General features: G+C 40.9%; 20 protein-coding genes and 1 pseudogene. 4 read left to right on the top strand and 17 right to left on the bottom strand.

Translation table 11 applies throughout. The annotated features are described in order from the left end of the window. Positions 1–154: 154 nt before the first annotated feature. The 8 genes from AS194_RS10035 to AS194_RS10000 all read right to left on the bottom strand — a co-directional run bounded on the left by AS194_RS10035 (position 155) and on the right by AS194_RS10000 (position 7,997). Entirely contained in the window at positions 155–1,087 is a 933-nt protein-coding gene (locus AS194_RS10035) for an electron transfer flavoprotein subunit alpha/FixB family protein (protein ID WP_058025379.1), read from the bottom strand. A 151-nt stretch (positions 1,088–1,238) separates the two neighbouring features. After that, positions 1,239–1,988 (bottom strand): electron transfer flavoprotein subunit beta/FixA family protein, encoded by a 750-nt coding sequence (locus AS194_RS10030; protein WP_058025378.1) that lies wholly within the window; start codon positions 1,986–1,988, stop codon positions 1,239–1,241. Between the two features lie 456 nt (positions 1,989–2,444). Then, positions 2,445–3,008: a DUF421 domain-containing protein gene (locus tag AS194_RS10025; protein WP_058025377.1), complete on the bottom strand. Its 564-nt coding sequence runs from the start codon at positions 3,006–3,008 to the stop codon at positions 2,445–2,447. 237 nt (positions 3,009–3,245) lie between these two features. Continuing rightward, positions 3,246–3,458 (bottom strand): cold-shock protein, encoded by a 213-nt coding sequence (locus tag AS194_RS10020; RefSeq protein WP_058025376.1) that lies wholly within the window; start codon positions 3,456–3,458, stop codon positions 3,246–3,248. A 369-nt stretch (positions 3,459–3,827) separates the two neighbouring features. Further along, a complete protein-coding gene (locus AS194_RS10015; RefSeq protein ID WP_227511630.1) occupies positions 3,828–4,160 on the bottom strand; it encodes a hypothetical protein in 333 nt (110 codons plus the stop codon). 351 nt (positions 4,161–4,511) lie between these two features. Continuing rightward, positions 4,512–5,528 carry a ketol-acid reductoisomerase gene (ilvC, locus tag AS194_RS10010; protein ID WP_058025375.1) on the bottom strand — a complete coding sequence of 339 codons (1,017 nt, stop codon included), beginning with the start codon at positions 5,526–5,528 and terminating at the stop codon, positions 4,512–4,514. Positions 5,529–5,667: 139 nt separating this feature from the next. After that, positions 5,668–6,165 carry an acetolactate synthase small subunit gene (ilvN, locus tag AS194_RS10005; RefSeq protein WP_058025374.1) on the bottom strand — a complete coding sequence of 166 codons (498 nt, stop codon included), beginning with the start codon at positions 6,163–6,165 and terminating at the stop codon, positions 5,668–5,670. Beyond that, entirely contained in the window at positions 6,165–7,997 is a 1,833-nt protein-coding gene (locus tag AS194_RS10000; RefSeq protein ID WP_178379274.1) for an acetolactate synthase 3 large subunit, read from the bottom strand. Before AS194_RS10000 ends, ilvN begins: the two co-directional genes overlap by 1 nt. A gap of 839 nt (positions 7,998–8,836) precedes the next feature. Here AS194_RS10000 and AS194_RS09995 point away from each other — a divergent pair. Further along, entirely contained in the window at positions 8,837–9,334 is a 498-nt protein-coding gene (locus AS194_RS09995; RefSeq protein WP_058025372.1) for a DUF4124 domain-containing protein, read from the top strand. 18 nt (positions 9,335–9,352) lie between these two features. Here the strand turns inward: AS194_RS09995 and AS194_RS09990 are convergent, their stop codons facing one another. Next, a complete protein-coding gene (locus AS194_RS09990; RefSeq protein WP_058025371.1) occupies positions 9,353–11,176 on the bottom strand; it encodes a bifunctional ADP-dependent NAD(P)H-hydrate dehydratase/NAD(P)H-hydrate epimerase in 1,824 nt (607 codons plus the stop codon). A 248-nt stretch (positions 11,177–11,424) separates the two neighbouring features. Here AS194_RS09990 and queG point away from each other — a divergent pair, with 248 nt between their 5' ends. Beyond that, entirely contained in the window at positions 11,425–12,594 is a 1,170-nt protein-coding gene (queG, locus tag AS194_RS09985; RefSeq protein ID WP_058025370.1) for a tRNA epoxyqueuosine(34) reductase QueG, read from the top strand. Positions 12,595–12,703: 109 nt separating this feature from the next. Here the strand turns inward: queG and lysM are convergent, their stop codons facing one another. From lysM to AS194_RS09955, 6 genes are all read right to left on the bottom strand, one after another. Then, the gene (lysM, locus tag AS194_RS09980; protein WP_058025369.1) at positions 12,704–13,213 is read right to left on the bottom strand and encodes a peptidoglycan-binding protein LysM; all 510 of its coding nucleotides are present in this window, start codon (positions 13,211–13,213) and stop codon (positions 12,704–12,706) included. Positions 13,214–13,472: 259 nt separating this feature from the next. Then, a complete protein-coding gene (gene acpP / locus AS194_RS09975; RefSeq protein ID WP_058025368.1) occupies positions 13,473–13,709 on the bottom strand; it encodes an acyl carrier protein in 237 nt (78 codons plus the stop codon). A gap of 253 nt (positions 13,710–13,962) precedes the next feature. After that, positions 13,963–14,691: a 3-oxoacyl-ACP reductase FabG gene (gene fabG, locus AS194_RS09970; protein ID WP_058025367.1), complete on the bottom strand. Its 729-nt coding sequence runs from the start codon at positions 14,689–14,691 to the stop codon at positions 13,963–13,965. Further along, positions 14,688–15,656 (bottom strand): ACP S-malonyltransferase, encoded by a 969-nt coding sequence (fabD, locus tag AS194_RS09965; protein WP_058025366.1) that lies wholly within the window; start codon positions 15,654–15,656, stop codon positions 14,688–14,690. Before fabD ends, fabG begins: the two co-directional genes overlap by 4 nt. A 423-nt stretch (positions 15,657–16,079) precedes the next feature. Beyond that, positions 16,080–16,262 carry a 50S ribosomal protein L32 gene (gene rpmF, locus AS194_RS09960; protein ID WP_057758809.1) on the bottom strand — a complete coding sequence of 61 codons (183 nt, stop codon included), beginning with the start codon at positions 16,260–16,262 and terminating at the stop codon, positions 16,080–16,082. Between the two features lie 317 nt (positions 16,263–16,579). Continuing rightward, positions 16,580–17,173: a YceD family protein gene (locus AS194_RS09955; RefSeq protein ID WP_058025365.1), complete on the bottom strand. Its 594-nt coding sequence runs from the start codon at positions 17,171–17,173 to the stop codon at positions 16,580–16,582. A gap of 302 nt (positions 17,174–17,475) precedes the next feature. Between AS194_RS09955 and AS194_RS14185 the strand changes: the two are divergent. Then, positions 17,476–17,754 (top strand): annotated as a pseudogene (locus AS194_RS14185) (elongation factor P hydroxylase); the annotation flags it as partial. A 781-nt stretch (positions 17,755–18,535) separates the two neighbouring features. Here the strand turns inward: AS194_RS14185 and AS194_RS09945 are convergent. Together AS194_RS09945 and AS194_RS09940 are read right to left on the bottom strand one after the other, a co-directional pair. Beyond that, positions 18,536–18,784, bottom strand: coding sequence for a hypothetical protein (locus AS194_RS09945; RefSeq protein ID WP_058025363.1), 249 nt, complete (start codon positions 18,782–18,784; stop codon positions 18,536–18,538). Positions 18,785–18,912: 128 nt separating this feature from the next. Further along, the gene (locus AS194_RS09940; protein ID WP_058025362.1) at positions 18,913–20,205 is read right to left on the bottom strand and encodes a hypothetical protein; all 1,293 of its coding nucleotides are present in this window, start codon (positions 20,203–20,205) and stop codon (positions 18,913–18,915) included. A gap of 84 nt (positions 20,206–20,289) precedes the next feature. On the opposite strand from AS194_RS09940, the gene AS194_RS09935 reads away from it, so the two are divergent. Next, positions 20,290–20,499, top strand: a complete 210-nt coding sequence (locus AS194_RS09935) for a helix-turn-helix domain-containing protein (RefSeq protein ID WP_058025361.1) — start codon at positions 20,290–20,292, stop codon at positions 20,497–20,499. Positions 20,500–20,581: the final 82 nt, after the last annotated feature.

Genomic DNA, 20,581 nt, shown 5'->3' with positions numbered 1-20,581 from the left:
GTTCACATTTAATAGTGGGTTTTTTATTATCTGTCTACTACTGATATAGTCAAAGAAGTCTAAAACGGATACAAGGCAACCGACTGCAGATTGTACAAGTAGTACATCTAAGGAGGGTAACGCCGTAGCCGTTTAGTAGTTCTGTGACTATATATTAAACCTTGCTAGTTAGCTCAGGCAGTGCTTCGAACAAATCAGCTTCCAAGAAGTAATCAGCAACGCTAGCGATAGGGGCTTCTGGGTCATTGTTGATAGCAACAATGACTTTAGAGTCTTTCATACCGGCCAAATGCTGAATCGCACCTGAGATACCAGCGGCGATATATAGCTGCGGTGCAACGATTTTACCCGTTTGACCGACCTGCATATCGTTTGGTACATAGCCTGCATCAACAGCCGCACGTGACGCACCAACAGCTGCGCCTAGTTTGTCAGCCAATGGCTCAATGTATTTGGTGAAGTTTTCACCATTTGCCAAGGCACGACCACCAGAAACCACGATACCAGCTGAGGTCAATTCTGGACGATCAGACTTAGCCATTTCTTCGTTCACGAAGCTAGCTTTGCCAGTTTCTTGTACATTATCGATCGTTTCAACAGTCGCTGAACCACCTTCGCTTGCTACTGGGTCAAACGCGGTCGTACGTACGGTTAGTACCACTTTGTCTTCTGTCGTTTTTACGGTTGCCGTTGCATTACCTGCATAGATAGGACGCTCAAACGTTTGCGCATCGACCACACCTGAGATTTCTGACAGCATGCTGACGTCAAGTAACGCTGCAACGCGTGGCATAAAATTTTTACCAGTCGTGGTCGCAGCTGCTAGGATATGGCTGTAATCACCAGCAACATCAGCAACCAATAGTGCCACATTGCCCGCCAGTTGATGCTCATAGGCTGCATTGTCAGCTAATAGTACTTTCGTTACGCCTTCTGCTTTTGCTGCTTCATCAGCGACTGCTTGAGCACCACTACCTGCCACTAATACATGGATGTCATCACCGATTTGCTTAGCAGCAGCGATGGTGTTCAAAGTTGCCTTTTTTAGACTGGCATTGTCATGTTCTGCATATACCAAAATTGCCATGGTTTTAATCCTTTATTTATTCGTATTATCTATTCATGCGGTTGTTTGTGTACAAAGCCCTTTGAGCAACTATCGTTTAATATAAATAAAGCAGTCAAATTCTTAGCTTTGTACAGGATATGCCGTAGCGAAGTATCTAATCATTGAAAAATTAAATGACTTTTGCTTCGTTTCTTAGCTTATCAACCAACTCATCAACTGACCCTACTGTAATACCAGCTTTACGTTCAGCAGGTGGCACGACCTTAATAATCTCTTGCTTAGATATCATATCGACACCGAAATCTGCTGGCGTTTTCTCATCAAGCGGCTTTTTCTTCGCTTTCATGATGTTAGGCAGTTTCGCATAACGTGGCTCATTCAAACGTAGATCAGTTGTGATGACTGCTGGCAAATCAAGGGCAACTGTTTGTAGACCGCCATCGATTTCACGCGTTACGTTGACTTTGTCGCCTTCAACCTTCACTTCTGAGGCAAACGTACCCTGACCGATACCCATCAATGCCGCTAGCATCTGACCCGTTTGGTTGTTGTCGTCATCAATCGCTTGTTTACCCAACAAGATAATATCTGTGCTTTCTGTTTCAGCGATATTTTTTAGAATCTTGGCAACTTGTAGTGGATATGGTTTTTCGTCACTCACGACTAAAACGCCACGATCAGCACCTAATGCTAGGGCTGCACGAATTTGCTCTTGCGACTCTTTTGGACCGATAGACGCGACGATGATTTCATCAATGACGCCAGCTTCTTTTAGACGAACGGCTTCTTCTACTGCGATTTCGTCAAAAGGGTTAATCGACATTTTGGTGTTTGATAGATCAACGCCAGAGTTATCGGCTTTTACACGTACTTTTACGTTATAATCAATGACACGCTTGACCGCTACTAATGCTTTCATACGTTCCTCGTTTATTAATGTTATGAATTAAAAAATATCAGTTAAGAACCAAATTTTCGTTGTGGTTCAAATCGTCGTTCAAAATACTACTCAAGGTTATTACTATATCAACAGATGTATAACTAATTAAGAAAAATACGCCAATATTCGAAATTATATTAGCATTGCACTTCTTACGGATAAAATCTGCTAAAGCTAAGCCAACCGTTCTTATCAGACCTATGTATCTTGCGTCAGCCTGCAGATAAGGTCAAGACAACGCCGTGAATAATGCGTCATAAATTTGTCACTATTCTATAATAAATAGTTTATAAACACGTGATCTGGTGATTTTCCTTTGATAATAGCCTTAAGAGCCCTCCTCTTTATAGCACTCTCAATGGTATGTTTATTTAATATTTTGTTATTATTTATTTCCTAAGGTTCAACTGATAGTAGTCTCGAAGAACCCAACAGCTATATGTCGCTGTCTTTGCTAGAGCTCATTAACAACTCACTGTCACGTATGTCATCAAACAACGCCCAGTCAGGAGTTACATCATTGTTTTTGATGACGCTCATGTCTCCTGTCGTCTCCATAATGACCGCAAATATTTCAGTTTTGGCTTTGATGCCATTTTTGCGCAGCACTTCTTGAACATCGCTGGTCGTAAGATTCGCTTCTTTTAAGTTGTCTGAGAAGTATTCGCCATGTGCCATGAGTATGATGGCACGATTGTCTATCAGCGCTTTTAGAGGTTTAATCTTGCGTCTGATGACTGAAATGACGCCTTGAATCAAAAACAACATGGCAACTGCAAACAATCCTTGCAACAGAGACGGCTTGTCAGCCAATACAGTCGATGCCAATATACTACCAATACCAACTGTCATGGCAAAATCATGGCTTGACAGCTTGGAGAAACTACGTAGACCCATCAATCGGGTACAGAGCATCAAACCCATATAGAAGCCCACCGCAGATAAAGAAATACCTAGTGCTTGTTGCCAGTCAATTGAAAACCAAGTTTCCCATTTCATAATAGAACCTTATTTACTCTTGAGTCAGTACCTATTATGAACTGATGATTATTAAGAAAATCAATCAAACGCTACTTCAGATAAAATGATATAAAAAAAGCAACCTGATAAGAGGTTGCCTTTTTTTAAAGTCGATACAATATTTTTATTGTTTTTATAAACAAAAATTTTATGCATATCGTCACTCTAACTGTCATCGAGCGTACTAAACATCAGTGTGCCCAAACAGCAAAGAGATTATAGTGCTTCGATTTGCTCAGCTTGTGGACCTTTTTTGCCCTCACCTAAGATGAACGACACTTTTTGGCCTTCGGCTAGCGTTTTGAAACCGTTACCTTGGATAGCGCTGTAGTGAGCGAATACGTCTTGTCCGCCGTTGTCTTGAGCGATAAAACCAAAACCTTTAGCTTCATTAAACCACTTTACAGTGCCTTCAACTTTATCTGACATAAATTTTCCTGACTCTTTAACTGTTGGCGAGACTTGTGTCATCACCGATTAATTGATATATACCCATGCATCTTTTGCTGAACGCTACGGTTCAAAATTGCAAATAATCTAAGAGAAAACCTGAATTTTTTACCTAAAATACTTTGAGTACAATCTGATTATAACAGTTTTCTATACAGGTAACAGTCTAAATTGATGATTTTTGTAAATAAATTCCAGCTATTAGAACCTATCAAAATAGCTGGAATTTTTGCCGTTATCATATTGATATTGAATAAATTTCTAACATATGAATATTAGGCTACAATTACGAAGCCATCGTTAAATACGACAAGAAAGACCCTTATAGGCCAAAAACTCATTCATTGCCTATTGCAATATCGGTAACCATGGTGAACTTAATACAAGCAAACATAACCCAAAAAATATCAACGAAAACGACTGACTATAAGCAATATATTTGGCCGGTATGACCAAGTCTTTAGGAGAATCAGGGATACCTTTGCGCTTTAGTAGTCGCGTACCGTAAACCCAACCAAAGGTCGTGTAAATGCCATAAGCGGCAGGTACAGCAATCGCGAGCGGTGCCAAATCAATCACGTATAGGACAACCACAGAGATAAAGAACCAGATGGTATCTAAGATTGAGCTGATTTGGAAAAACTTAGATTTGGGCAGTTTACCCTCAGTTTTTTTGAGCATTTCTCCTTCTATCCAAATTAAAACTGCTACGACAGCGCTAAGAGTAATATACACGAATTGCGGCGTTAGCCAGTCTGGATAAGATATTTGCACAACATACAACCTGTAATCTATAGAAAATATGAATGAGGACTCACCTACTTTGATGACTCAAAGATAAATAAGCACAGTAAAAGCCCACTGGCTAATGTGAAGATGCCTGCCTATATTGGGCAGTATTTACTGGTTTTCAACCAACACATATAGCGGTGTAACCATATGTCAAAAGTACAATATAAAAAACCCGTGCTATCAAGTGATAACACGGGTTACTTAATAAACTACCAAATACTCTATTTAAGTAGTATCGAATTAGTTTTTGTCTTTATCGATGATTTTGTTACCACCGATCCAAGGCATCATAGCGCGCAATTTGGCACCTGTGGTTTCGATCTCATGCGCTGCATTGTTACGACGACGAGCTGTCATTGATGGATAGTTGGTCGCACCTTCAGAGATGAACATTTTCGCGTATTCACCAGACTGGATGCGTTTTAGCGCGTTACGCATGGCTTCACGAGACTGCTCATTGATAACTTCAGGACCAGTGACATATTCGCCGTATTCAGCGTTGTTACTGATTGAATAGTTCATGTCAGCGATACCGCCTTCATACATCAAATCAACGATAAGCTTTAGCTCATGTAAACACTCAAAATAAGCCATTTCTGGAGCATAGCCTGCTTCTGTTAGCGTCTCAAAGCCCATTTTCACCAATTCAACCGCGCCGCCACAAAGAACCGCTTGCTCACCGAATAGATCGGTTTCAGTCTCATCTTTAAATGTGGTTTCGATGATGCCTGAACGACCACCACCAACACCAGCAGCGTAAGATAATGCTAATTGCTTAGCTTGACCTGAAGCATCTTGGTAGATGGCGATTAAGTCAGGAATACCGCCACCTTTGGTGAACTCTGAACGTACGGTGTGACCTGGTGCTTTTGGTGCTACCATGATCACATCAAGGTCGCTACGTGGCACTACTTGGTTATAATGGATAGCAAAACCGTGGGCAAATGCAAGGGTCGCGCCTTCTTTGATGTTTGGCTCAATGACATCGTTGTAAAGCTCTTTTTGGAACTCATCAGGTGTCAAAATCATGATTACGTCAGCAGCTTTTACGGCTTCTTCTACTTCAGCAACTTTTAGGCCCGCATTTTCAGCTTTTTTCCATGAGCCTGAGTTGGCACGTAGACCAACCGTTACATCAACGTCTGAGTCTTGTAAGTTAAGCGCGTGCGCATGGCCTTGTGAGCCATAACCGATAATGGCAACTTTTTTACCTTGAATAATTGATAGATCACAATCTTTGTCATAAAAAACGTTCATAAATAGAGTCCTTGTCCTCAATCATGGCGTACCATGGATAGTAGGCGCTTATACTGTAATCAAGATAATGACTAAGATAAGCGCTTTGTTGATTTAGATAAATAGTTCTTCAATAAAATAGGATATTTGGGCATTAAGTCTAGGTGCTAAGGGTTTTCTCACCGCGGGCAATACCAATCACACCCGAGCGAACCACTTCCATAATACGCTCACGTCCAAGCACATCGATAAAACCGTCAAGCTTGGCTTTGTCACCAACGATTTGAATCGTATATAAGTTGGCATTCACATCGACAATCTGCGCACGGAAGATATCTGCACTGCGTTTTACTTCTTCGCGTATGCTACCAGTTGCTCGTACTTTGATGAGCATCAATTCACGCTCAACGTGTACGTTCTCTGTCAGATTATGCACTTTAACCACTTCAATCAATTTATGCAATTGTTTGGTGATTTGTTCAATTCTTTCTGGTGACGTAATGGTCGTTAAGGTCAAGCGTGAAATGCTTGGGTCATCAGTAGGCGCGACGTTGAGCGTTTCGATATTGTAGCCACGTTGTGAGAACAAACCGACTAGACGCGACAACGAACCCGCTTCGTTTTCCATCAATACCGAAATCAGATGTTGTTGTTGCATTAGGTACGCTCCCCTTTTGTTAACCACATATCACGCATGGCCTGTCCAGCGATTTGCATCGGATATACATGCTCATTACGATCGACATAAACATCGATAAATACCAGTTTGTCTTTCATTGCCATGGCTTCAGCCAACTGTGCTTCCATCGTTGCAGGATCAGTAATCTTGATACCGACGTGACCATAACTTTCAGCCAATTTGACAAAGTCTGGTAAGGAGTTCATATAAGACTGAGCATGGCGACCTTCATACAGCATGTCCTGCCACTGCTTGACCATACCTAGCTGTGCATTATTTAAATTTAGAATTTTAACTGGCAAGTTATACTGCAAGCAAGTTGACAGCTCTTGGATATTCATCTGAATAGAGCCTTCGCCTGTGATACACACCACATCACGCTCAGGGTTGGCAAGCTTTGCTGCCATGGCATACGGCAAGCCAACACCCATCGTACCTAGGCCACCTGAGTTCAGCCATTGGCGAGGCTCATTATAAGTATAGTAAAGTGCTGCAAACATCTGATGCTGACCGACGTCACTTGTGATAATAGCGTTACTGTTAGTCACTTTATCTAGAGCTTGTACGACACTTTGTGGCTTAATGCCATTATCTGTGCTGGTGTCATAACGCAAACCATGGCGCTTACGCCACTCATTAATTTGTGACCACCAATCGAGCAATGCGTGTTGCTCTAATTGCTTATCTTCTCCAACGATCTCTAGCATATCGGTTAAGACAGACTTTACATCGCCAACGATAGGAATGTGCGCAAGAATGGTTTTTGAGATCGACGCAGGATCGATATCGATATGGATAATCGTCGCGTTCGGACAGAATTTTTTGACATTATTGGTGACGCGATCATCGAAACGCGCACCCACTGCCAAAATAACATCGGCATGATGCATAGTCATATTGGCTTCATAAGTACCATGCATACCAAGCATACCTAGGAACTGACGATCAGAGCCAGGAAATGCACCAAGACCCATTAATGTATTGGTCACTGGTAAATTAAGACGGTGAGCCAAATCAGTCAACTCTTCGTGAGCATTGCTCCAAATAACGCCGCCACCTGCATATACGACAGGACGCTGGGCAGATAGTAGTGTCTCGACCGCTTTTTTGATCTGACCACTATGGCCTTTGAGCGAAGGTTGGTATGAGCGTATAAATACCTCTTCTGGATATTTATAGGCAAACTTTTCACTAGGAGCAGTCATGTCTTTTGGCACATCAATAACGACAGGACCTGGTCGGCCAGACTGTGCAATGTGAAATGCCTTTTTGACAATCATCGGAATTTCGCTAGCATGGCGCACCTGAAAACTATGCTTAACGATCGGACGCGATACCCCCACCATATCCGTTTCTTGGAAAGCGTCTTCACCGATTAGACTACTTGGCACCTGACCTGAAATCACGACCATCGGTACTGAATCCATAAAGGCGGTCGCAATAGCAGTAACCGTATTGGTGGCACCAGGCCCTGAGGTTGCCAATACAACCCCCGTCTCACCAGTCACTCGTGAATAAGCATCTGCCATGTGTCCTGCCGCCTGCTCATGACGCACCAAGATATGCTCAATGGCTTCTTGCTGAAACAGCGCGTCATAAATGTGCAGAACGGCACCGCCTGGATAACCAAAGATATATTTGACACCTTCGTCTGTCAGCGCTTGTACCAGCATTTCAGCGCCCGATAGCATCACAGGCTGTGAGCTGCCTTCTGCAAGACGTTGTTGCTTTTCTTCAAAATTTTTGGCGGCATTACCCGTTTGGGTATGTCCCGTCATATTCGGACTTTGCGTGGTTTGCGTCACTGTCATCACCTTTTTTTGCGGCGAGGATTTGCGGTATTCTATGATAAGAGATAACCCCATATAGGTATTACTTCAAAACTCATAAAATGATCGCTAATCCTTGTCCATATCAAGAATATTTGCCTATCATATTTAAGTAACGTTGTTTTTTAAGACAGCAAATTACTCAAACACAGCAATGTATTTAAGGTCAGTTTTGTGATGGATGTTTATCGATATACAGTGATAAGATGCGGGCGCACCTATAAAGAAGCTTATTATTGAGTGTTTCTATAAATAAGTACTGATAATAAATTCATGAGTGCAAAGACGTAGAGATAACAGGATATTTATACCCAAATACTATGCATAAGTTACTAAAACTTATAACAGAGGCTTTGGCGCACTTTATAACCAGTACTGTATCGTATTTTGCACAATTGCCAGAATTACATTTAGCACAGTTCAAATAATAAGTTTATCTTAGTCATTGTAGACAGATAAGTCCGGAGACAATGTATAGTTATGAGTAGCCAATGCTACGTGTGCTATATCATCATCACAAAGAAAATAACACTGCATAAACTACCGATAAGTAGCTCGTAGTGATCATTTTCAAGTGCCACGGCAATATCATAAAAGCCGTTCACTGACCAATCAACTTCTATTATATTCGATTGTTTGTCTGTTATTGTCAAGAAAAACTTCTAAAGCCTATCCCAAACTATTAGTTATTAAATAATATACATTGATAAGTATTATTTGCTAAAATTAGAAGTCGATACATTAGTGCTGCCAATAAAGTGCTCAAATGTTATATTTACCCTTATATAAATTTGCTTTTATAAAACAAGAGGATTGCTGTTATGGCATATGCATCTAAAATAGCGACTGCTGCCAAACTGCTAACAAGTACTGCGTGTATGCTAATGCTGTCCATGAATGCCAGTCAGGCTATTCAAGTTTACAAATCCATTGGCGCACATGGCGAAGTTAAATATAGTCAGCACGCGCCGCAAAATGGTAAAAACGTTGAGTTGATTGAATTTCGTAGTGACGGTAGACAAAATAACGCCGGACAAATGGCTGGCAAAACAGACCCCAGCCAAAGCAATAATACTCAAACTGCAGAAGAACAGCGCGTAGCCACACTTGAAGCGCGTATCAAAGAGCAAGAAGCTCAAGCCAATGCTCAGCGCTGCCAATCGCTACGTAACAACCTAACCAACTTAAATGTTGGCGGCCGTATCTATGAGATGGACGCAAATGGCAAACGTCAATATCTAGATGGCCGTGAGATTGAGCTAAAACGTGAGCGTGTACAGCAGGCGATCGACCAGTATTGTAGTGGCTCTACAACCTAGTCGACCCAATAGTGAGGGTTAGTCGACCATCACTAGCTGCATAACATGACGAATGGCTGCTGGCATATCTTGCGCTTGCAGCCCTCGTTGTCCAATCATAAGTCTGTTTTCACTATGACAATCACTATTTTGGTTGACCAATACATCTCCTGCAAATCCATGAATAAGCACTGCCTGAGGTAAACTGTACGACTCTGCTGCTAAGTCTTGTTGTGCTAATAATCCAGCAATCACTCCAGATAGAATATCGCCCATGCCAGCAGTTGCCATACCAACATTGCCCGCATCACAGACATATACTCGCGCTCGTCCTGATTTTTGCTCCAAAACTAGCGACCCTGCTCCCTTTAATACCCAGTCACCACCATAAACTGCAGCGCATTGTTTTATGGCTCGCAATCTATCACTTTCTACCTCGCTTATTTTTTGATCGAGCAATCTAGCCGCTTCGCCGCTATGCGGTGTCAAGCAAACTCGATGATTGATGCTATGTTCGCGAAGCTCTGTTACCAGTTCATGGCTATCCATTTGCAGCGAGGCCAAATGATAAAGACCATCTGCATCGATCACTATTGATTTTTCATGAGCTATCGCAGTCTGTATGTAGTCGATAAACAGCGCCTTTGCTTTTTCGTCACGGCCCAATCCCATGCCAATAGCGACAACACTGGCTTGTTCAATCAGTGCCTTTAACCCATCTGCATCATGCAAATTAATTGTCATCGCATCTGGCAGTGACGTTAATAATGCACCATGAAAAGCCTCATGACAGGCAACGGTTATTTTACCAGCGCCAGTTGCCATGGTGCTTGAGGCAGACAGTATCGCAGCACCGCCCATCCCTTGAGAGCCATCAACGCGATTTCCACCGATGATTAGCGCATGACCGTAGCTACCTTTGTAACTGTTTTGGCGGCGCGGCTTCATACTCTGTGCAGCCGTCCGTAGTATGGCAACAGGTTCAAATGCTTCAATAGTATTTTGCTTGGCATTTTTATCAGATATTTTGTGAGGTCTAGCTGTTTGATAAGGTATTAACGGTATATCGATTATGTCTCCGCTATAATCCGTACCATCTTTGTTGTGCAAACCAAATTTGCGCGCAATCAGGCATAAGGTGACATCAGCTTGTACTGCTATACGATCAAATACCGCACCAGTAGAAGCCACCAATCCACTTGGAATATCAACGGCGACTGCTAGTGCGTTTTGTTGCTGAGTAGTACGATTAAAAGCGCTAATAGCCTCTTTATAAATACCTTCTGGTGCACGATCTAGCCCAATCCCAAACAGTGCGTCAATATAAATTTCAGCTAATAAAGCCATTTTCTCTGACTCATTGTGACTGCTATGAATCTCTTCGAAGCGTTGATAATGACAGTTGGCAGATAGCGCTATTTGAAGAGCCTTTGTTGCGTCAGTTATATTGCTACTGTCGCTGTGTTTGCTGTTAGAAGTGACTGATTTATCATCAATAACGAAATCGTTTTTATCAAAACCAACAGCAATGACCTCTACTTGCCAGCCAGCTTGTTGCAGATAGTGAGCAATGAGCCAACCGTCCCCGCCATTATTACCCTTACCTACCCAGACACTTACTCGGCGCAAACGCTCCGTACGATGATAAACGTTGGTATTAGCAGAATGATTAGCATTGAGACATTTTTGTTCATAAAGCAATTCTATCTGCTGTGCCATTTGCCAAGCTGCTTGCTGCATTAAGCCAAAACTATCATATCCTTGAGCAAACCACGCTTGCTCCATGGCATAAATTTGCTCACTACTATAAAGCGCAATAGGTTTTGTATTTTTTATAGGTGATAAATTGGTAAAATTTTTCATTTATTATCCTCGGCCATGTTTTTCTGATATTTTTATAGTGTTGAAAGTCTAGTTTCTAAACTTTAGTATCAGCTTAGCAAAAGCTCATGTCTACTTATGTATCGATATGAATGTGAGTTTATTTTCTTTTCTACTTGCGCTTATCGCTCACTGGCTTATCATAAACACTATTCATATGATTACTGATTGTGAGATGCGAATAATCTGATCAACCCAAACAAGCAGACAGCCAATAAGCCTCTATCTATATGCCTACCGATAAAAACAAGATTGCCGTTAGTAACTCAACAGTCTTTGCAACAACAGCAGATATTAAACAATGGATCAAAACGCAAGCGCAAACATTAGGATTTGCTGACTGTGGGTTTTTATCTGTCCATCATCCACTGTTTACTAAGCAAATCGAACAGCTACAGAAGTGGCTGGATAAAGGCTATGAGGGTCAATTGCAGTTCATGCACAACAACCATCATCTGCGCGCTCATCCCGAGCAGTTAGTGGATGGCGCAAAGACCATTATTAGTGTAAGGATGGACTACCTAACCAAAGCCCCAACACCGCGTGCTGTCACAGACAACGACCATCCCAACCAAGGCATCATTGCGCGTTATGCAAGAGGTCGTGATTATCATAAGACAATGCGTAGCCGTTTAAAGCAATTGGCTCTGAATATCGAGGCCATGCTTCCTGAATGGCAACATCTCGATATTGGTTCAGATAAAGAGTTTGTTTTTAGACCCTTTAGTGATTCTGCGCCTATCTTTGAGCGGCCTATTGCCGATGCTGCTGGTCTGGGCTGGACAGGTAAGCATACGTTATTAATCAACAAACAAGCTGGCTCATTTTTTGTGCTAGGTGAGCTGTTTTTAAGCTTAGAGCTGCCCGATGACCAGCCTGTTAAAGAGCATTGTGGCAGTTGTAGTGCTTGCATTGATGTATGCCCTACCCAAGCGATTGTAGCGCCTTATGAGCTCAATGCCTCTGCCTGTATCTCTTATTTGACGATTGAACACGATGGTATTATTGATACCAAGTATCGACGCGCGATTGGCAATCGGGTGTTTGGCTGCGATGACTGTCAGCTGATCTGTCCATGGAATCGTTATGCCAATCTGACTACCGTTGAGGACTTCGCACCAAGGCATGGTCTCGATAACAGCAATTTGCTTGAATTATGGCAATGGCAAGAAGCGGATTTTTTGAACAACACACAAGGAAGCCCACTCAGACGCACAGGCTATGTGAATTTTTTACGTAATATTGCTATTGGTTTGGGTAACGCTAATGCTAGTCCACATGTCATTGAGCAGTTGAAGTCTAAGTTGACGCTACATAACGCCATGCTTGATGAACACATTGAATGGGCAATAGCTGAACAGGGCAGAAAACTAGACGCTAGTAGTAAGCCAACGAGTTGATGTATATCATAACGGAGCAAGTCATTATTTGCTTTGATAGATGTTCATAAAAAAAGCCTCTTAACGATAAGAGGCTTTTTCATATTAAATACTTTTTAGAATCTGAGAATTATGGCTTGGGGATGCGTAGTACTTGACCTGGATAGATTTTATCTGGATCAGATAACATTGGCTTATTGGCTTCAAATATTTTCATATAATCGCCAGACTCACCGTAAACATCTTTAGCAATCTTAGATAAGCTATCGCCAGATTTTACCGTATACATCGTTGACTCAGGTGCATCTTCTTCGATATCGATATTATCAATGACCTTAGCAACATTTTGTACGTTACCAATAGCAATAATCGCTTTTTCACGATCGGCTTGAGTCTTAGCATTACCGCTAATTTCTGCCGTATCTGTAGAACCATTATACTTGATTTTTAAATTACTGATATTTAGGTTCTGTTGCTGAATACGACGCAACAGAATGTTAGCAACTGATTGAGCTGAAGGCTCGCTACTTTTTACCGGTGTATTGGCATCTGCCTTGGTCTCTGATTTGGCATCGTGTTTCTCGTCATCACGATTAAAGATTTTATCGCCAATATCTTTTGCAAAACTGAACATACCCATATAACTGCTCCTTGAAATATTGTTATTTATTATTCATATTTATTTTCGGTGGTGTGTTATTGAACATCACCGTGCTTTGTACTGTCTACCATGATGAGTATAGACAAACGAACCAAACGTGAATAGTAAGAGTATGTTGAGTAATGTTAATTGACGTAGCTTATGTTAATGCAACCGATCAATTAAATCACGCTCATAAAAAAAACCGCCTATCTATTAAGATAAGCGGCATTATAAAATTTGCTAAACAAATGGCAAATTATAGCTGGGCTTGTACGTAATCAATTGCTTTTTGAACAGTAGTCAATTCTGCAGAGTCTTCGTCAGGAATAGTGATACCAAAATCACTTTCAAAAGACATGACCAATTCGACTAGGTCAAGTGAATCTGCGCCTAGATCTTCCATGAATGAAGCATCGTTGTTGATGTCTTCAATGTTCATGCCTAGTTGCTCAGCAACTGCTGATTTTACTCTTAGCTCGATATCATTACTCATATAGATCACTCCGTTATCATCTATTATTTTTAATAAACTGCTATAGCGCCTCATTTAAGCTCTATAGCATGATATATAAAATGTGTTTGCCAGACTAGCATTGCTGTCTGAGTACTCTATGACTTGTTACACAGTCTGTCTAATAAAGCCCTGTTATCATACAGGGCTTTGAATCAAAAGTATTCGTTATTATAACACCCTTTATTATAGTTTACACTCGTTCACACAGTTTTTTATTATAACTATGTAACGCCTACATATACATGCCACCATTGACCGGAATGACCGCGCCGGTGATATAGCTGGCTTCATCACTGGCTAAGAAATGTACTGCTGCTGCGATGTCTTCTGGTTGACCAAGACGGCTGATAGGAACGGCATCTAGCATAGAATTCAATAGGCGTTCGTCGAGCTCATCTGTCATATCAGTCTCGATTAAACCTGGTGCCACGCAATTGATAGTCACTTGGCGTGAACCGATTTCACGTGCAAGCGTACGACTGAAACCTTCTACACCAGCTTTAGTCGCGGCATAGTTAGATTGACCTGCATTACCCATTTGAGCAACAACAGAGGTGATATTAATAATACGACCACGGCGCGCTTTCATCATACCGCGTACTGCGCGTTTGCTCATGCGGTAAACTGAGGTCAAATTCGTATCGATGACATTTGACCAGTCATCGTCTTTCATACGCATTAGCAGACCGTCTTGCGTGATACCTGCATTGTTAACCAATACTTGTACCGCTCCATAGACGCTTTCGATTTCTTCGAACAATTTATCAATTTGAGTAGTATCACGTACGTCTAAGACGCGACCGATACCACCACTATCATGAAGATAGTCATCAATAAGTTCAGCACCTTTTTCAGTGGTTGCTGTTCCAATGACAAAATGTCCTTCTTTAGCAAAGCGTTTGGCGACTGCCTTTCCGATACCGCGGCTCGCGCCAGTTACTAATGTAATCGTACGGCTCATGATAACACCTCTAATAATTTCTCTAGACGGGCAGGCTTGTCTGTAGGATAGCTTGCGATTGGCTGCGCTTGACGCTTAGCCAAATTGCTTAATACGTTGCCACTGCCACATTCGATTAATAGATTAATTTGCTTATCGGCCAGTTCCTGCATGGTTTTTGACCACAGTACTGGCTCACTCAGCTGTTCAGTCAATGCTTGTTTGATACCTACTGCACTGGTTTCAACACGCGCATAGCGATTTTGAATCACAGGAATGGCCGCTTGATCAAATTGAATACCTGCTAATATCTCAGCTAAGGCATTACTTGCAGGCTCCATTAATGCACAATGAGATGGCACACTCACTTTTAAGGGCACAGATTTTTTGCCCGTATTTTTGACTTTGTCGATGACAGCGTTAACGCCAGCAGCGTTACCCGAGATCACTACCTGTCCTGGGCTGTTGAAGTTAGCAGCGCCAACAATGGCACCCTCGACATGCTCTGTTGCTTGCTCACACAGATTTTCGACTCGGTTGTCTTCTAGTCCTAACACGGCAGCCATAGCAGTATCGACACCTACAACGGCCTCTTGCATCAACTGACCTCGTTTATGCACTAGGGTGACGGCATCACCAAGCGATATCACATTGGCAGCACACAGGGCGCTGTACTCGCCCAGAGAGTGACCAGCTAAATAGCAAGGCGTCTCTTCTATTTCTTGTTGTAAGACACGCCAAATGGCAATGCTAGCTGTCAGTAGCGCTGGCTGAGTATACTCGGTTTGATTGAGTTTTTCTTCATCCTGACAGATTGCCCACAAATCCTCACCAAGCGCCTCACTCGCTTCAGTAAATGTATCGCGTATCTCTGGGTAGATTTCAGCAAGCTCACTCGTCATCGCGACTGCTTGAGATCCTTGTCCAGGAAAAATGACCGCGATACGAGCGGGTTGCTTTTTTACCATATCGGGTACAGAAGCCATAACCAATATCCCTTATCTGATTAGAAATATCCCTAAAACAATGGGGTGTATTATATTATTAGATGTGATACAAAGCCGCTAGTTCAATTATTTATCTAAGAAAACGGATTGTCAGTAAACTATACACTGACACACACTATTATCATAGCGGATGCAGACCAAACAACGATAGGAAAATACAGTACCAATCAAAAGCACTAACGATTGAGTACGCGTTTCTATTTGCTAAAAATAAAAAGTCATCTAAGCAATGAGTTTAGTCATAAATAACAAAAAGCCAAGTTATCCAGCCACATAATATATGATAGCGAAATAACTTGGCTTTTTTTAGCTCAAAGCTTATTGACTAATGATAGCCAGGTAAATACAACAACAGTCACCAGTACTGTCACTATTTTACCTAGCTATCATAGGGCCAATGTCTTAGGCATCTTGACTAACTTTGAATAGCTGACGACCACGGTAGAAACCATCTTTAGTCATGTGATGACGACGATGTTTTTCACCAGTAGTAGCATCTACGCTTAGTTCAGCAATTTCCATACGGTGATGTGAACGGCGCATGTCACGACGAGAACGGCTTTTACGACTTTTTTGAACAGCCATGATATAGCTCCTATACTTAAAAGGGATAAGCTTGAAATTCAGCTTTAGTCGATACTGACAGAGGCTATATAATCACAACAACCTAAGTCTGAAGCATCATTAGTTAAATAGATTGTTACTTACATAAAGCGCTAACTATGTCTGAAATTTATGAAAAATTTGCCTAGTCAGCTTCTATCAGCACGCAACAGGTTGCTCGAATGCAATAAACCGGACATTATACGCATGTTTATTAGATTAATAAAGCCCTGCCTTGCACTCTTCTGTACAAAGCAGATAGAAGGCTTCTCAAATACTTGAATAAATAAATTTGGCTCTTATAGCTTACCTTTTAAGGAGGCTAAAGCAGCGAATGGATTTTCATTCTCTTCTTCTTCTGGTATCTCGCCAAACTGCTCAACTGACATCTCACAATCATCATGCTTTGGCGCCATTGGTGTTTTGAGCAATATCTCATCTTCTACCAGTTTTTTAAATGGTAATAGACGCTCCGGAGACTGCTCAGTGACGATTTCATCAAGTAATAAATAATCTTGCTCATCATTAACCAGACGTACTTGGCTGTCATTTTCGAGTAGTGCAATGTCATAATCATCAGATAAGTCTATCGCAATTGGTTGTAAACAGCGTTGACACGTTAGCCAAACATCACCTGTCAACGTAAATGCCAAATGCAAAACATTATTACGGCGATAGAGTTCAGCGTTTAACTGAGTGTTTGACTGATCATGCTCGGCGCTCAACGTCGTGGCAAGACGTTCAAAAGAGTTTGGATCGACTTCTCCTGACCACTCAAAACCCGTGTCTGCCCATTTGTCCAAAGAAATGTGCTCAGGCATGCTAGTAGATACAGGCGCTTTTTTATTGTCAGCGTAAGGTGCTGACGGTTTAGTTTCTGGAGTGCTTGACATGCGCGGCCTCATTCATAAAAACAGTGTATAATATTGCCTGCCATACTAGCGGAAAGTGCCATATTCTGCTAGCGCTAGTATGTTAAGATTTTTTGATAGCAAATATGTTCAAGCTTTTTTACTACTTACTTTTTTACCTAAAATTTTTTGTCTTTAGTATTTATTAAGTCAATGTCTTCTCTATGAATCTACCTGATAATAAAATTAATTTTTCTGATTTACTTTCTCCTGCTACAGCAAATTCGTTGCTGCAATATCTTACTCAACTAGATCGTCATACTGAAAATGCTCTTAGCAATAGACTGTGCCTCGATGAAGATGAGTATTTAAGAGAATGGAGAAGTCAGTGGCAAAAGTTATCTACTACTCAGCCTGACAATACTTACTCAGCAGGATTGATAATTGATAGCGAACGATTAGCCACTGATTGGCTCATACAGCTATTTAATACTTTATTTACTAACCAGCAAGTGATATTGGTTCGTAGTGAGGGTGAGCCAGAGTATTTCCCTGCTCAAGACAATGAGCCTGCCAGAATTGAATTCGCTCATGGATTTTTTGCCAGTGCCCTGCACGAGCTACACACATCTCCTTATAGGTTGACATGCTAGAAACCTCTTATTCTAATAGTGTACATCGCTATATTATTTGTAGGCATCTAAATTAAAACTATCACTTCGGTGATTCTTACCACCTATCAGAAAAAATCACTTTTACCTATCCAAAAGATAATGGTCGTTCTATCAATTAGGTATCATAACAATTAAGTTTTTCAGGTATCTTTCACATCTTCAGAAACATCCTTTCTAATATCATCCTATCTAAGCTATAAACGCGGACATGATGCGCTTCGCTACGTCTATCTATTAATGGTTACTTTTGATCAATCGTACCATCCTCTAATCCAGTAGATTTTATCTATGTCAGATAGGTAGAAATAAAAGTAGTTTTCTGCTATTCATGTTTATCATTAACGTCTTTGCACATAGTATTGTCAGTTGCAAGATATCGAATCATATGAACACGGATATAATGATGGTAATATTAAAGCAAGCGAGTGTAGATAGAAGCAGACCCAAGGATGTAATTCATCACGGTGATATCAGGTCTTAATGCTTATCTATTCACTAAGCGAATAAGCTGACTAGCTATAACGTTATTATGTTTGTGGGCAGGGTAGTTATTCTTTATTTCGGAGATGGCTGGACGAGAGTTAGTGATGCTGGACTAGTAATCTTACATAGGTGAAATGATTTGATAAATATGATTGAATAGCACAATTAATTATGTTTCATCTTTCGATACTGGCTGTGAAAAGCAATACTATAATAGCTTAGCAACGTCGGGCTCAAATTATAAGAGCTAATTATCTTCGAGCGCTATCTTAGTATAGTGAGCATGTAGCAAAGCTTTTACTTCCTTGCTAGTTGCAATTTTACCTTCTTCAAAATCTTTAAAAAAATGCTGAGTATCTGGATTAACAGGGATATTATCTATTGCAAAGCTGCTCAAAGTATCAGAGTTGATGCGGCGGCGCTTTTCTATCTCTTGTCGACTAACAAGAATAGGTCGATCGCCAACAATCGGTGCTTTAGATTTAGAATCTTCCATACTAGCTCCTATCAGTAGTAATAAAATTGTTCAGCAAGTCAGATAGTCTTCTATCTAGACAATCTTTCTCTCATTGCTATGTCTTATTCGGCTAATTTAATTGTATTGAGAATTTAAACATTGATAAATCATGATTGTTTGATATCAAGAGCTATTGTGACTGAATAATTCGTGCTTCTAGCGTTTCCTAGAGCTGCATAACTTATTGGCTCTAAAGCTTTCTGAGACCTATATGGGCTGAATAGCTTATCAATAGTGTAGTGAAAACCACCATCATCTACTCCAAATACATAATCAAAAAATATTTTGGCCATTGCAGACTGAGGGTGGCTAGCATCGCGAAAAGATTTATTGTGACTCCAACTACCACTGTATATTTTATTGAATACTCTCTCTATATTACCAGAAACAGAATTTGAAGCATGTTTTCGAGTAATACCTGGTTTTTGCACGTATGCAGCAGCATTTTCCACAGACTTCCAAATGATATAATGCATGGTTGATACAGAGCATTCAGCTAAACATGATCTGAGAATACTAATTAGCTTTTCGCCAATAGGCGGTGCTAGATAGTTCAATCTTGACCTAGTAATCAGGTAGCTTAAACACTCTCCTAGCTGTAACTTTTCACACCAGTTCTTAAATTGATCATTCGCTACTAGAGCACTGGTATTTTTCTGAGATTTAGCGTTTATCAAGATTTTAGTAAGATTCTCAATACTATAAGCAAACTCAAAGATCGCTTGATAGAAATCTATCTCTAGCTCTTTTTCTTCGTTGATAGTTACGTATTCGTAGCTATTTTCAGAAGCGAGTATGAGCAGATTTCGGTTAAAAAGATGCTGTAGTATCTCTTCATCTAATTTAGAGAACGGTGATAAAGGTAATGATAAATTGTCACGTAGAGAGACTGTATTCCTTATATTATCTGCTCCTATACTCTCTACAGTCGCTGCGAGTAGAAGTTTATCTACGTCGTTAAGCTCAGTGACTGAAGGAATACTGCTTAATTGAATGCTTCGGCATTGATTGATGTACTCTAGAGCGGTCTGTCTCTTTTCTTCTGCTAAACGGTCTTGTTTAAGATGATACTCTAAGTACTCTTGATCCATTCTTTTTTCAAGCGCCGCCCTGCAATCATCACACCGCCATCTAATAAGATCCAATCGAGTTAGCTGTGAGCGAGTATAGCAAATCTTAGTTGTACCGCAGTCTATGCATTGGCAGTCTAGTACGACAAGATGAGCATTTATTTTAACGATACTAGGTATATCCTGATGCTTAACATCAAACTCTTGACCTATTTCTTTACAGGTATATATAAAACCACTTCGTTTATCGCCTTCTCTTAACCAGTACCTCTCACAGATCAGCTTATTAGTTTCTGTTATATCTGGCTGATACTCTAGTTTTGTTTTCATACTCACCTCATAATACCGACTATATCCCGTGGATATTATAGCCCACCACTGTGAGTATTGCTATTTTTAGCAGTGGTTGGTGAGATGAAGACAGATGAACGCATGATAGCCTTTGGAAAGCGTATCCGTGATGTGCGCAGAAGCAAAGGAATATCTCAAGAAGTGCTGGCAGAGATGGCAGATATTGATCGAAGTTATATGGGAAATATCGAGCGTGGAGAGAAGAATGTCACTCTCAAAAAGGCCTATGATATTTGCGATGCATTGGATATAGATATTAAGGATCTAGTCTAAATTGTTCGATTCATAATAATATGATGAGCCCATCCCGAATTCTGTGTAACTGCAATTTAGATTAAATACTTACACAAAATTT

This window comes from Psychrobacter piscatorii, assembly GCF_001444505.1.
GTDB lineage: Bacteria > Pseudomonadota > Gammaproteobacteria > Pseudomonadales > Moraxellaceae > Psychrobacter > Psychrobacter piscatorii_B.
The sequence above is the reverse complement of the archived record's forward strand: the minus strand, read 5'-3'. Positions and strand labels throughout refer to the sequence as shown.